The sequence below is a fragment of the Streptomyces sp. NRRL WC-3742 genome, assembly GCF_000720635.1.
Classification (GTDB): domain Bacteria; phylum Actinomycetota; class Actinomycetes; order Streptomycetales; family Streptomycetaceae; genus Kitasatospora.
The window spans coordinates 1-13501 of sequence record NZ_JOCF01000057.1 but is presented as its reverse complement, the minus strand read 5'-3'; the positions used below and the strand labels follow the sequence as shown (position 1 = coordinate 13501).

Below are 13501 nucleotides of genomic sequence, written 5' to 3'. Positions count from 1 at the left end.
GGCGTCAGTACGCGAAGGCGAGGGGCTTGTCGGCGTCCTCGTCCGAGGAGGGCCCGCGCAGGGTCGGGTCCTTGGCCGGGGGCTTCTCGGTGACCACCGGCCCGGCCTTGGCGTACTTGACCAGCAGCCGCACCTCGATGACGGCGAGGATCGCGTACAGCGTGGTGAAGGTGACCAGGGCGCCGATCTGGGTGCCGACGCTCACGTTGGGGGAGACGGCGCCGGCCGTGGTCATCAGACCGAAGACGGCCCAGGGCTGACGGCCCATCTCGGTGAAGATCCAGCCGGAGCTGTTGGCGATCAGCGGGAAGCCCATGGTGAGGATGCCGATCCGCCAGCTCCACTTGGTGAGCACCGGGCCCAGCTCCCGCGAGGGGGTGAGCATCAGCCGGGGCACCTCGGTGTCGCCGGTGCGGAACTCCGGCTTCAGGAAGAGCTTGCGCCGGGTGGTCCACAGGCCCACCAGACCGGCCAGGAAGGAGGTCATCCCGAAGCCGATCATGAACCGGAAGCCCCAGTACGTCACGAAGACGCTCGGGATGTAGTCCTTCGGGGAGCCGCCGTGCTGCGCGGCCTCGGCGGCGGCGGTGTCGTTGATCCCGGGGACGGAGGAGGAGAAGTCGTTGTGGGCGAGGAAGGACAGTATCCCGGGGATCTCCAGCTCCACCGAGTTGTGGCCCTTGCTGACGTCGCCGACCGCGAAGATCGAGAACGGCGCGGGCGACCGGGTGTCCCAGAGCGCCTCGGCGGCGGCCATCTTCATCGGCTGCTGCTCGAACATGACCTTGCCGAGGGTGTCGCCGCTGAGCGCCGTACCGGCGCCGAAGACGACGGCGAGCACCAGGCCCAGGCGCAGCGAGGTGCGCATCACGGCGGTCTTCTGCGGGTCGGCGCCCTCGGGCCTGCGCTTGGCCTTCCACAGGTGGAAGGAGGAGATGCCCACCATGAACGCGGCGCCGGTGAGGAAGGCGGCGGTCAGGGTGTGGAAGACGACGACGAGGGTGGTGTTCTGGAACAGCACCTTGGCGATGTCGGTGAGCTGCGCCTTGCCGCTGACCGGGTCGATCGCGTAGCCGACGGGGTGCTGCATCCAGGAGTTGGCGGCGAGGATGAAGTAGGCCGAGAGCACGGTGCCCAGGGCGACCATCCAGATGCAGGCGCAGTGGATCCTCTTCGGCAGCTTGTCCCAGCCGAAGATCCACAGGCCGATGAAGGTGGACTCGAAGAAGAAGGCGATCAGCGCCTCCATCGCGAGCGGGGCCCCGAAGACGTCACCGACGAACCGTGAGTAGTCGGACCAGTTCATGCCGAACTGGAACTCCTGCACGATGCCGGTGACCACGCCCATCGCGATGTTGATGAGGAAGAGCTTTCCCCAGAACTTGGTGGCGTGGAAGTACTTCTCCTTGCCCGTCCGCACCCAGGCGGTCTCCAGTCCGGCCACGACGGCGGCCAGGCTGATCGTGAGCGGGACGAAGAGGAAGTGGTAGACGGTCGTGATGCCGAATTGCCAACGTGCGACCGTTTCGTGAGCGATTGCCAGTTCCACGTCGCCCTCTCTCCAACCGGCCCCAGTGGGGCGTTTCAGGACAAACCTCATCTATAGCCATGGACCGTCGCCGAACCACGCAAGCTTGTCCGCTTGTGAACGTGAACACGTTCACAAGGGCCAGTATCCATCATCCTTACGGAGGAACCGCAGGCAGGGTGGGGTTGACGCGGAGTTTCGGTACGTGACGGTGCGCACAGTGTGCGCGGCGGCCGGCGGCCCGGACAACGCGCGGGGCGGGCGACGGCGTCCGGCGACTTGTCCGGACCGGCGCTTGACAGCACGAAGCCCCGCTCGCGACCACGAGCGGGGCTTCGTGCTACCGGCCGGAACGGCCGATCAGACGGTGGTGCGGCCCTGCTGGCGGCGCGAGACGTAGAGCGCGGCGGCACCCAGGCTCAGCGCCAGGCCCGAGCCCAGCGCCAGGTACGAGGCGGGGCCGGCACCCGTCTCGGCCAGCTCCGCCTTCGAGTCCGTCGTGGCGACGGCGGCCGAGGCGCTGACGACCGACGGCTTCGAGGCCGTCGACGCGGCGGCCGAGCCGGCCGAAGCGGTCGAGGCGTCCGGCGCGGTACCGTCGACGGCCGGGGTCACGGCCGCCGGCTTCTCGGCGGGCTGCTCGACGGGCTTGCTGTCGGCGGGCTTGCTGTCGGTCGGCTTCTCGACCGGCTTGGTGTCGGCCGGCTTCCCGTTCTGCTCGGCTTCCTGCTGAGCGTAGTAGGCCGCCTTCGCGTCCGCGTACGCCTTGTTGGCGTCCTGGCTCGCCTTGGCCGCCGCCTTCTGGGCCTCCTCCAGCTTGGCGATCCTGCCGGTCCAGCCGGCCATGACGTCGTCCAGGGCCTTCTCGGCGGCGGTGACCGCGGCCTTGGCCTTGGTCTCGGCGGCGTGGGCCTCGTTGGCCGCCTTGTCCGCCGCCTGCATCCGCTCCCTGGCCCTGTCCAGCTCCTCCGGCTTGGCGGTGGCGAAGGCCAGCGAGGCCGCCTCGGCCTCCTTGTCCGCGGCCGCCGACGCCGCGGCCGCCTTCTCGGCCGTGTCCTTGACCCGCAGCACCCACATGCGCTCGAACTGGTTCGGGTCGTTCTTGACGGTCTCGTAGTTGGCCTTGGCCCCGGCCAGGGCCCCGTTCGCGTCGCCGAGGGCCTTGAACGCGTCGTTCTGGGCCTTCTCCAGTGCGGCGAGCGCGTCGGCGGTGATCCGGGTCGGCGCCGAGTCCGCGAAGGCGGGTGCCGCGGAGAACAGGGCGGCGGGCGATATGACGGCAGCGACGAGCGCGGCCGAGACCACGGTGCGGCGGAGGTTCAATCTGACCACTTTCGGGGCGAATGGGATGCCCAATGGGAAACCAGGTTCGGGATTCCGAGTGCGGAACGCCGAGTTCGTCGCCCGGGGCCTCTCTCGGCCTCCGGGCAGGAACGGATCCTAAACGGAGCGGGCCTTTCCGCTCCATTCGGTTTCCCCGGGACCGTAAGTGAATTGATGAGTCGACAAAGGGCTCAGGAAAGACGGTCGCCGTTGATGGGCAGTTCAACCCGGAATGTCGCGCCCGCTCCCGGGGTCGTGTCGAGGCTGAGCGTTCCGCCGTGGGCGCGGGTGAGGGCCGTGGCGATGGCGAGGCCCAGGCCCGCGCCGCCGCCGTTGTCGCGGCTGCGGGAGGCGTCGACGCGGTAGAAGCGGTCGAAGACGCGGCGCGCCTGGTCCTCGGTGAGGCCCGGGCCCGCGTCCGCGACCTCCAGCAGGCAGACGCCGCCCACCCCGGAGCCCACGCCGATGCGCACCGGGGTGCCGGGCGGGGTGTGCTTGACGGCGTTGCCGACCAGGTTGGTCACCACCTGCCGCAGCCGCGCCTCGTCCCCGAGGACGGGCGCCGCGGCGGGCACCCCGGTACCGGCCGGGCCGGTGAGCGCGACGGGACGGCTCGGGTCGAGCGCGGTGAGGTCGTGCAGGGCGTCGGCGGCGAGGGTGCGCAGGTCCATCGGGGCGAGGTCGAGCGGGCGCTCCTCGTCGAGCCGGGCGAGCACCAGCAGGTCCTCGACCAGGGCGCCCATGCGGACGGACTCGCTCTCGATCCTGGTCATCGTCCGGCGGACGTCCTCCTCGGTGGGCAGCGCGCCCATCCGGTACAGCTCGGTGAAGCCCCGGATGCCCGCCAGCGGGGTGCGCAGCTCGTGCGAGGCGTCGGCGACGAACCCCCGCATCCGCGCCTCGGACTCGGCCCGGGCGGCGAAGGCGGCCTCGATCTGGTCGAGCATCCCGTTCAGCGCCACCGACATCCGCCCGACCTCGGTGCCGCGGGAGAGCTCCGGCATCCGGTGCGACAGCTCCCCGGAGGCGATCCGCGCCGCGCCCGCCTCGATCCGGCGCAGCGGCCGCAGCCCGGCCCGCAGGGCGAAGAAGCCGAGCGCGGTGATCAGGAGCAGCACCGCGCCGCCGATGGCGAGGAAGGAGGTGCGCAGGCTGCCGATGGTGGCGTCCACGTCCTCCCGGGAGACGGCGACCATCACGTACGCCGGGACGGTGGCGGGCGCGGTGAAGGCGCCGGTCGCGGGGGCCTGCTGCTGGGCCTGGGGCTGGGGCTGCTGGCGGGGGGCCTGAAGCGGCAGCACCAGCACCCGCCAGCTGTGGTGGCCGCGCTGGTCGGGCAGGTCGAAGGGCGCGTCGGGGGCGGTCCGGGTGGGGTCGAGCCCGGCCAGTTGGGGCGCCGGCTCGGTGTCCGAGACGGGCTGGCGCATCGTTCCCTGCACCTTGCCGTCCGGGGACAGGTACTGCACCAGGTACTGGCTGGGCAGGCTGATCCGCTTCCCGGAGACGGCCGGCCGCCCGGGCAGCGTCGTGGCCGGCACGGTCGGCGCGCGGTGGGAGAGCAGCGGCCCGTACCGCTGGAGCTGTTCGTCGAGCTGCTCGACCAGCTGAGCCCGGACGGTGCCGAGCACCACGGTGTCGCTGACCACCAGCCCGGTGGTGACCAGCACGAGTGCGAGCACCAGCAGCCGCACGCGCAGCGAGAGCCGGGAGGTGAGACGGGCGAGCACGCGCGGGCCCGGTCAGCCCTGGGCGGGGCGGCGCAGCGCGTAGCCGATGCCGCGCACGGTGTGGATCAGCTTGGGGCCGTGCGCGGGGCCGGAGTCGAGCTTGCGGCGCAGGTAGGAGATGTACGACTCGACGATGGAGAGGTCGCCACCGAAGTCGTAGGCCCAGACGTGGTCGAGGATCTGCGCCTTGGACACCACCCGGCCGACGTTGGCCATCAGGTAGTGCAGCAGCTTGAACTCGGTCGGGGAGAGCGCCACGGGCGTGCCGGCGCGGGTGACCTCGTGCGCGACGGGGTCGAGGGCGAGGTCGGCGACGACGAGCCGGCCGTCCTCGGCGGGGCCGCCGGCCCGGCGCAGGATGGCCCTGATCCGGGCGATCAGCTCCTCCAGGCTGAACGGCTTGGTGACGTAGTCGTCGGCGCCGGCCGCGAGGCCCTGCACCTTGTCGCCCACGCCGTCCTTCGCGGTGAGGAAGAGCACCGGGAGGTGGTCGCCGGGGTGCCCGTGGGAGGGCGCGGCGATCTGGCCGCGGCTGGTGCGCTCGCGCAGCTGCTCGACGACGGTGAAGCCGTCGAGGTCGGGCAGCATGACGTCGAGGACGACGAGGTCGGGCCGCTCGGCGGCGATCAGGTCGAGCGCCTCGGTGCCGCTGGCGGCGGAGGCCACGCGGAAGCCGGAGAAGCGCAGCGAGGCGGCGAGCAGCTCGCGGATGTTCGGCTCGTCGTCGACGACGAGGAGGAACGCCTCGCCCTGGCCCGCGGTCATGGCGGAGCCGCCAGGTGTGGTGACAGTGCCTTGCACGGGGCTTTCGCCTCCCGATCGGACGGTGACGTTCAGCATGAGGCTAGCCCCCGGAGGCTATGCGACATGGATGAATGTTGGATTAACACCTTATCGGTCGGTTTTGAGGCGACAAGCCCCCAGGTGAGGGGCTCGATGGTGTGCGTACAGGAGCCTCCGTACGCACGGCGGCGGCCGGGGACCCCCGTACCCCGGCCGCCTCGCTTCAACGCCCCGCGCTGCCCCGCACCGCTCAGGCGAACATCCCCGGCCGGTACGCGCCGGCGGGCTGGCGGAGCATGACGTTGCCGCGGTTGAAGGCGTTGATCAGCGCGATCAGAGCGACCAGCGCCCCCAGCTGCTCCTCGTCGTAGTGCTTCGCGGCGTTCGCCCAGACCTCGTCGGTGACACCGGGGGCGCCGTCCGCGAGCCGGGTGCCCTGCTCGGCGAGCTCCAGCGCGGCCCGCTCGGCGTCGGTGAACACCGTCGCCTCGCGCCAGACCTGGACGAGGTTGAGCCTGGTCGCCTCCTCGCCCCCGTGCACGGCGTCCTTGAAGTGCATGTCGACGCAGAAGCCGCAGCCGTTGATCTGGCTGGCGCGCATCATCACCAGCTCCCGGGTCGCGGCCGGCAGCAGCTCCGACTCCGCGATCTGGCGGCTCGCCGCGATGAAGTGCTTGGCGACCTTGCCCATGATCGGGCTGCCGAACTGGTCGAGACGGGCTTCCATGGTGTGCTCCCCTGTCGCGGTGGTGCGCTGTCACCCTCTCTGACCGAACACCCCCGCCGACTGTGACATCCGCCGGGTGTGACCTGCGCCACCGTCGCCCCACCGCCGCGCGACTACGCTGCGGAACAGGGCGCGAGGGGAGGACTTTCCATGGCCGGCACCACCCCCCTGCTCGCGGCCTGCGCCCTGGCCGGACTCCCCGCCGAGGGGGCCTCGCTGATCCGCGAGGGCGAGAACGCGCTGTGGCGACTGCCCGGCGGCATCGTCGCCCGCATCGGGCGTACCGGCCAGACGGCGGCAGCGTCGCGCGAACTCTCCGTCACCCGTTGGCTGTTCGAGTGCGGCGTTCCGGCCGTGCGGCCACTGGAGAGCGTTGCGCAGCCGCTGGACATCGACGGGCGGCCGGTCACCTTCTGGCACGAACTGCCGCCGCACGCGCACGGGACGGCCGTCGATCTGGCACCATTTCTGCGGCGACTGCACCAACTACCCGTCCCGTCGTTCGAGTTGGGTAACCTCGATCCATTCGTGCGACTTCCCGCGCGCATTGACGGTGCGTCAACTGTTCGTTCCTCGGACCGGGCCTGGCTGCACGAACGCCTCGCCGCCCTGCGCGCCGCCTGGGCCGACCTCCCGCCCGGACTGCCCGCCGGGGTCGTCCACGGCGACGCCTGGGGAGGCAACGTCGCGGTGACCGCGTCCACCACCTACCTGCTCGACTTCGAGCGCACCTCGCTCGGCCCGCCCGAATGGGACCTCACCGCCGTCGCCGTCGAGCAGGGGGTCTTCGACACCGCCACCGCCCAGGAGTACACCGCCTTCTGCGAGGCGTACGGCGCCGACGTCACCACCTGGTCCGGCTACCCCGTCCTACGGGACCTGCGCGAACTGCGCCTCACCTGCTACGCACTGCAACTCGCCGCCGCCGACCCGACCCGCCACCGCACCGAGGCCCACCACCGCCTCGCCTGCCTGCGCGGCGAGTCGGGCCCGAGGCCCTGGCACTGGACGGCGGTCAGCTGACCTGCGGTTTCCGTACGGGCGAAAGCGCTTCCCGGTACCCCTCCAGCCGCTCCGCCAGCTCCTTCGGGTGTCCGAGCATCGGGCAGTGGTCGCCCGGCATCTCGTCGGGCTCGAAGCCGAGCCGCTCGACGACGACCCGTCGCATGAACGGGGTCGGGAAGAACCGGTCCCCGGAGGAGAGCAGCGCCCGGGTCGGCACCTTCGGCCAGGCCGCCGACGGCCACGGCTTCGCGAACGGGGCCGCCGACTGCACGCGCTGGTGCTCGGCGAGGAACTCGGCCGCGAGTTCGGCCGGGGTGTCGTTGAGGACGAGAGTGAGGACGTCCTCCTCCTCCCCCTCCCCGACGCCCCGTGCCCGGTCGGCCTCCTGCCGAGCCGGGCCGTAGCCGGTGTTGGCCCACCACTCGCCCGCCGACTCGCCGGGGGCCGGCACCTGGGCCTGGAGCATCACCAGGAGGTCCACGGGGAGGCGGTCGCAGACCAGCGGGGCGGTGAACCCGCCGAAGGAGTGGCCGACGACGACGAGTCGGGTACGGTCGCCGATCGCCTCGACGACCGCGTCCGCGTACTCGGCGAACCCGGCGGACTCGTCCTCGCAGGGGAGGTCGGGCGCGACCACCTCGTGGCCCCGGGCGCGGAGTTCGGCGGCGAGCGGGCCCCAGTACCAGGAGTCGACAGCTGCGGCGTGGATCAGTACGTACGTGGCCATGGAACGAACGCTCCCGGAGGGTCGGATTCTCCCTGACGCTGCCAGTCTATGGACGGGCCTGCGCCCGCGGTTCCGTCCCGACGAAAAGCCCCTTCGGAGGCACCTCGATCCGACCGCCGGGGCGCACTGGGGATATCAGCTGTGTCGTGGTCTGATCGAGCTCAGCGAGGGAGACTTCACCCTCATCGGAGCAGCGATGAACGGCGGGGCGGTGACGACCGCGACCGCACCACAGGAAGGACTGTTCAGCCTATGAGCGAACGGGAATTGGCCTCATCCTCCGACGATGCCGAGGAGAGCCCCGGATTGCTTCTCTGGCAGATCACCAACCGTTGGCAGGCCGCCCAGCGCGCGGCCCTCAAGCCGTACGGACTCACCCACGTACAGTTCGTCCTGCTGGCCGCCCTCACCTGGCTCGGCACCGAAGTCCCCATCACCCAGAAGCAGTTGGCCGACCACGCGGCCACCGACCCGATGATGACCTCCCAGGTTCTGAGGGCGCTGGAGGCCGCCGGCTACGTCGAACGCCTCCCCCACCCCACCGACAAGCGCGCCCGCGCGCTGCAGGTGACGACCGCGGGACGCGAGGTCGCCAACCGCACCGTCCGCGTGGTGGAGGAGACCGACCACAGGTTCTTCGAACCCCTCGGCGATCTCGCGAGCCCGTTCACCCACTCGCTCCAACGCCTCAGGAACCGCGGCCAGTTGACGCGCGGCGCGTAGCCTCCCTTCTCGCCGCCGGTGCAGAACCCGAAGGCCCTCGCCCGGAGAACGGGCGAGGGCCTCGTCGGCACCCGGCGATGCCTCACAGGCTGCGCGCGGTGATGTCGCCGTACGACGTGGTGGCGCGGATGTTCAGCTCGGCCTCCGGACCGGCCGCGTTGGTCAGGCTGTTGTGCACCCGCCCGTACGAGGTGCCGGCGTCCAGCGTCGCCGAGGTGCCCCGGGCCGCAACGATCGAGATCCCGCCGTGCTCGGTGCGCAGGACCACGGTGCCCCGCACGGCCTCCGAGATCTGCAGGTCGCCCTTCTGGGTGCCGATCTCCGCGTCGCCGGTCAGCCGACCGATCGAGACGTCCCCCAGCTGCAGCTCGAGCCGCACGCTCGCGGCCTCGTCGAGCTTCACGACCGCCTGCGCGCCCTCGAAGCGGACGTCCCCGAGGCGCCCGACGCCGCGCAGCTCACCGGCCGCGACCTTCCCGTCGACCCGCGACCCCGCCGGCAGCTGGACGGTGACCTCGACGACCCCGGTCGGGCCCAGGATCTTCTTCTGCTCCGGAACGTCGACCCGCAGGACGCCGCCCTCGAGGACGACCCGGGTCTCCTCCGCCGCCTTCACGTCACGCCCCTTCGAGGCGTCCGCCGGCCGGACCTCGACCGTGGTCTCCGCCCGGTCGGCGGCGATGAAGCTGATGCGGCCGGCCGGGACGTCGACGACGGCGGTGACCGGGGCGGTGGTGTCGAACTTCTGCATGGTGTGCTCCCTCTCGATCCCCGGCGGGCCCCCTGCCCGTCCGGTGTTTCCAACGATGGAAAAGCTACGTTGCGTTCGAGAATCAGGCAACAGATCAATGGCCAGGAAGCCCAATAAGCACAGGTCAGACCCGCGAAATCGTTGCACCGGCCGTAAATCTAATGCAACGTCAACCCACTCCGTCGTTGCAATGGGAGAGAACTGAACGCTACCCTTCCCCCACCCGAACCACCCACGAGCGGAGCCCGCGATGCCCGGAGGCAGACTCACCCAGCAGGAACGCCGGCAGATCGCGCTGGGACTGGCCGACGGCCTCGCCTACGCCGAGATCGCCCGGCGCCTGGAGCGCCCGACCTCGACCGTCACCCGCGAGGTGATGCGCAACGGCGGCCCCACCTCCTACCGCGCCGACCTCGCCCACCGCGCCGCCGAACGACGCGCCCACCGCGGCAAGTCCCCCGCCGCCGCCCGCAGGACCGCCGAGGCCCCCCGCCGGACCGTCCACGGCCGCGACCCGGAGGCCGTGCTCGCCTACGAGGAGACGCTCACCACCGTCCTCGTGCACTCCGGCATGCCGAGGATGACGGCCCGGGTGCTCGCCCTGCTCCTCACCGGCGACGAGGGCGGCCTCACCGCCGCCGACCTCGTCCAGCGCCTCCAGGTCAGCCCGGCGACGGTCTCCAAGGCGATCGCCTACCTGGAGGCCCAGACCCTCGTGCGCCGGGAGCGCGGCGAGGGCCGCCGCGAGCGCTACGTCGTCGACGACGACGTCTGGTACCAGTCGATGATCGACAGCGCCAAGGGCACCGCCCACCTCGCCGAGACGGCCCGCCAGGGCGTCGGCGTGCTCGGCCCCGGCACCGCGGCCGCCGTCCGCATGGAGAACGTGGCCCGCTTCCTCGACTACGTCTCCGAGAGCATCACCCGCGCCGCCGACCAGGCCCGCGCGATCCTCCACACCAGGCCCGAGCAGCCCGCCGAATGACGAAGGAGCCGGCCCCGGGGAACACTCCCGGGGCCGGCTCCTTCGAACAGGCGACCTCAGCCGCTGATCTCCTTGCGGAACGCCTCCGCCACCGCCAGGAAGATCGAGTTGCCCTCGGCCTCGCCGATCGACACCCGCACGCCCTCCGGGAACGGCCGCACGATCACCCCGGCCTCGGCGCAGCGCGCCGCGAACTCCGCCGAGTGCCCGCCGAGCCCGAGCCAGACGAAGTTGGCCTGCGAGTCCGGGACCTCCCAGCCCTGGGCGCGCAGCCCGGCGACGACGCGGGCGCGCTCCTCGACCAGCGCCTCCACCCGCACCTGCAACGCGTCCTCGGCCCGCAGCGAGGCGACGGCGGCGTCCTGGGCGAGCTGGCTGACACCGAACGGAACGGCGGTCTTGCGCAGCGCGTTCGCCACCGGCTCGTGCGCGATGGCGAAGCCGACCCGCAGGCCCGCGAGGCCGTACGCCTTGGAGAAGGTGCGCAGCACGCAGACGTTGGGGCGCGTGCGGTACAGGTCGATGCCGTTCGGCACCTCGGGGTCGCGGATGAACTCGATGTACGCCTCGTCGACGACGACCAGGACGTCGCTCGGCACGGCGTCGATGAACCGCTCCAGCTCGGCGCGGTGGACCACGTTGCCGGTGGGGTTGTTCGGGTTGCAGACGAAGACCAGCCGCGTGTTCGGGGTGATCGCCGCGAGCATCGCGTCGAGGTCGTGGTCGCCGCTCTCGGTGATCGGGACCGGGACGGGCGTGGCCCCGGCGACCTGGGTGATGATCGGGTACGCCTCGAACGAGCGCCAGGCGAAGACGACTTCGTCGCCGGGACCGGCCGTCGCGAGGATGAGCGACTGGGCGACGCCGACGGAGCCGGTGCCGAGGGCGATGTTCTCGACGGGCACGTCGAAGCGCTCGGCGAGGACGGCGGTCAGCTCGCTGACGCCCATGTCCGGGTAGCGGTTGAACGAACCGGCCGCCGCGACCGCCGCCTCGAGGACGCCGGGCAGCGGGTTGTTCGGGTTCTCGTTCGAGGACAGCTTGTAGGCGTCGGCACCGCCGGGCTTGCCGGGCTTGTAGGTGGGGATGCCGTCCAGGCTCGGACGCAGGCGCGGGCCCTGCGCCGGTGTACCACTGCTCACGGTCGTACTCCTTCGTGTTCTCTGCCGGTCCGCCCGCCCTCGCACGGTCGGGATCGCCGCCGTGTCCCCGGGATCTCGGGACGCGCCCGGACCACCCCGGTCGGGTGCCCTGCACGATACCGACCGCCCTCACCCGTAGGAGTGAGATGCCCGGACGGGTTACAGGTGCAGATCAGCCATTCTGCCCGCTTCCTTCGGCACATGTCAGAGGTAAGAGCCCCGGTTTCAGGCGGGGATCGAAGGAGCGCACCCCGGCTCACTCTTGGAGAAACGTATCTCCACACGCTCCCGATGCGCCGGTCACAGACCCTTGTCAGGAGCCATACGATCGGTCCGCCATGACAGCAGCAGCCAACCAGAGCGGTCGGCGTCCCACCACCTCACGGCGTCTGGAGCGGGCCGGCATCCGGGATGTGGCAGCAGCCGCCGGAGTGTCGATCACCACCGTCTCCGACGCGCTGAACGGAAAGGGCCGCCTGCCCGACGAGACCCGCAGCCGGGTGCGCGAGGTCGCCGAGCGCCTCGGCTACCGCCCTTCGGCGGCCGCCCGTACCCTACGCACCGGGCGGTCCGGTCTGATCGGGCTGACCGTCACCACCTACGGCGAAGAGCCGTTCACCTTCACCGAGTTCGCGTACTTCGCCGAGATGGCCAGAGCCGCCACCAGCGCGGCCCTCGGCCGCGGCTACGCGCTCGTGGTGCTGCCCGCCTCCTCCCGCCACGACGTCTGGGGCAACATCGCCCTGGACGGCACGGTCGTGATCGACCCGCCCGACCAGGACCCCCTGGTCAGCGAGCTGTACCGCTCCGGCGTGCCGGTGGTCAGCGACGGCAAGCCGGGCAACTGCCCGGTCACCGCCTGGGTCGACAACGACCACGAGGCCGCCGTGCTCGGCATCCTCGACCACCTCTCCGAGGCCGGCGCCCGCCGCATCGGCCTGCTCACCGGAACCAGTACCGACACCTACACCCGCCTCTCCACCGAGGCGTACCTGGGCTGGTGCGCCAAGGTGGGCCAGGAACCGGTGTACGAGGCGTACCCGGCCCACGACCCGGCCGCCGGCGCCGTCGCCGCCGACCGGCTGCTCGCCCGCCCGGACCGCCCCGACGCCGTCTACGGACTGTTCGACCCCAACGGCACCGACCTGCTCGCCGCCGCCCGCCGCTACGGGCTGCGGGTGCCGGACGACCTGCTGCTGGTCTGCTGCAGCGAGAGCGACGTGTACGCCACCACCGAGCCGCCCATCACCACGCTCTCGCTCAAGCCGCGCCGGATCGGCACCACCGTGGTCAACCTGCTCATCGACGCCATCGAGGGCGTGGACTCGGGCACCGGCGTGGACATCGCCCGCCTCTTCCCGCCCCGGTTCCGCACCGCCGGGACCGGCCCGCCGCCGGGCACCCTGATGCCGACCGAGCTGATCGTCCGCGCGTCCTCCCAGCGCCGGAGCCCGCGCACCACCGTCAGTCCTCCCCGGCCCCCGGGCGAGGTCTAGACCATAACGAGTCGGGACAAAACGGACCTTGCGGGACGGCCCGGCTGACGCTCCGGAGGATTGGATACCCACCAGGTGACGACGCCGGGAGAGTGGTCTTCCTATGATGGGCGAATGACACCCGAGGACCGCTTCCCCGGGCCTGAACACCCCGAGTCAGGCCCCCGCCACCAGCCGGACCTCGACGTGCTGCCGTACGGCACCTACTACGAGCCGGAACCCGCACCGGGCCACCCCGGCTCCACCTACGACGTGTACGACGCCGAGACCTACAGCGGCTACGGCGGCGCGCGGTACCTCGAACAGCACTGGGCCGGCGACGGCCACGGACACACCGTCCACGCCCAGTCCCACGCCGTGGACTTCTCCCAGGAGAACCACGCGGGCCACACGGGCCACGACGGCCACCAGAACCACCAGAACCACCAGAACCACCACGACGCGCGGGGCTACGACGACCCCCAGAACTACGACGGCCACCAGCAGGGCTACGAGGCCGGCTACGAGCAGACCCTGCCCGACCAGCCCTCCCCCGCCCACCAGCTCCCCGCCGACCTCCCCGGCCGCGACGACCCGCCCACCAT

Annotated in this window: 12 protein-coding genes and 1 pseudogene; 5 read left to right on the top strand and 8 right to left on the bottom strand. The window is 71.5% G+C overall.

Annotation, left to right across the window (positions count from 1 at the left end; translation table 11 throughout):
* Positions 1-4: 4 nt before the first annotated feature.
* The 5 genes from IH61_RS0127995 to IH61_RS0127975 form a co-directional block, all read right to left on the bottom strand.
* The gene (locus IH61_RS0127995; protein WP_031074775.1) at positions 5-1549 is read right to left on the bottom strand and encodes a cytochrome ubiquinol oxidase subunit I; all 1545 of its coding nucleotides are present in this window, start codon (positions 1547-1549) and stop codon (positions 5-7) included.
* A 339-nt stretch (positions 1550-1888) separates the two neighbouring features.
* Entirely contained in the window at positions 1889-2851 is a 963-nt protein-coding gene (locus IH61_RS41505; protein WP_037973453.1) for a hypothetical protein, read from the bottom strand.
* A gap of 191 nt (positions 2852-3042) precedes the next feature.
* Complete coding sequence (locus IH61_RS0127985) at positions 3043-4578, bottom strand: sensor histidine kinase (protein ID WP_031074773.1); 1536 nt, start codon at positions 4576-4578, stop codon at positions 3043-3045.
* Between the two features lie 12 nt (positions 4579-4590).
* A complete protein-coding gene (locus tag IH61_RS0127980) occupies positions 4591-5343 on the bottom strand; it encodes a response regulator transcription factor (protein WP_031074772.1) in 753 nt (250 codons plus the stop codon).
* 268 nt (positions 5344-5611) lie between these two features.
* Positions 5612-6088 (bottom strand): carboxymuconolactone decarboxylase family protein, encoded by a 477-nt coding sequence (locus IH61_RS0127975; RefSeq protein WP_031074764.1) that lies wholly within the window; start codon positions 6086-6088, stop codon positions 5612-5614.
* A 150-nt stretch (positions 6089-6238) separates the two neighbouring features.
* Here IH61_RS0127975 and IH61_RS0127970 point away from each other — a divergent pair, with 150 nt between their 5' ends.
* Complete coding sequence (locus tag IH61_RS0127970) at positions 6239-7111, top strand: phosphotransferase family protein (RefSeq protein WP_031074749.1); 873 nt, start codon at positions 6239-6241, stop codon at positions 7109-7111.
* Here the strand turns inward: IH61_RS0127970 and IH61_RS0127965 are convergent.
* On the bottom strand, positions 7104-7820 hold the full coding sequence (locus IH61_RS0127965; protein ID WP_031074747.1) for an alpha/beta fold hydrolase: 717 nt from the start codon (positions 7818-7820) through the stop codon (positions 7104-7106). The genes IH61_RS0127970 and IH61_RS0127965 overlap by 8 nt on opposite strands.
* A 306-nt stretch (positions 7821-8126) precedes the next feature.
* On the opposite strand from IH61_RS0127965, the gene IH61_RS0127960 reads away from it, so the two are divergent.
* A complete protein-coding gene (locus IH61_RS0127960; protein WP_234327365.1) occupies positions 8127-8543 on the top strand; it encodes a MarR family winged helix-turn-helix transcriptional regulator in 417 nt (138 codons plus the stop codon).
* Positions 8544-8625: 82 nt separating this feature from the next.
* Here the strand turns inward: IH61_RS0127960 and IH61_RS0127955 are convergent, their stop codons facing one another.
* Positions 8626-9294, bottom strand: a complete 669-nt coding sequence (locus tag IH61_RS0127955) for a DUF4097 family beta strand repeat-containing protein (RefSeq protein ID WP_031074743.1) — start codon at positions 9292-9294, stop codon at positions 8626-8628.
* Between the two features lie 250 nt (positions 9295-9544).
* On the opposite strand from IH61_RS0127955, the gene IH61_RS0127950 reads away from it, so the two are divergent.
* Positions 9545-10279 (top strand): MarR family transcriptional regulator, encoded by a 735-nt coding sequence (locus IH61_RS0127950; RefSeq protein ID WP_031074741.1) that lies wholly within the window; start codon positions 9545-9547, stop codon positions 10277-10279.
* A 56-nt stretch (positions 10280-10335) separates the two neighbouring features.
* On the opposite strand, the gene hisC is transcribed toward IH61_RS0127950, so the two are convergent.
* Positions 10336-11421, bottom strand: a complete 1086-nt coding sequence (hisC, locus tag IH61_RS0127945; RefSeq protein WP_031074740.1) for a histidinol-phosphate transaminase — start codon at positions 11419-11421, stop codon at positions 10336-10338.
* 338 nt (positions 11422-11759) lie between these two features.
* On the opposite strand from hisC, the gene IH61_RS0127940 reads away from it, so the two are divergent.
* Both IH61_RS0127940 and IH61_RS0127935 read left to right on the top strand, forming a co-directional pair.
* Positions 11760-12917 carry a LacI family DNA-binding transcriptional regulator gene (locus IH61_RS0127940; protein WP_051838156.1) on the top strand — a complete coding sequence of 386 codons (1158 nt, stop codon included), beginning with the start codon at positions 11760-11762 and terminating at the stop codon, positions 12915-12917.
* Positions 12918-13031: 114 nt separating this feature from the next.
* Positions 13032-13501: pseudogene (locus IH61_RS0127935) on the top strand (hypothetical protein); the annotation flags it as partial.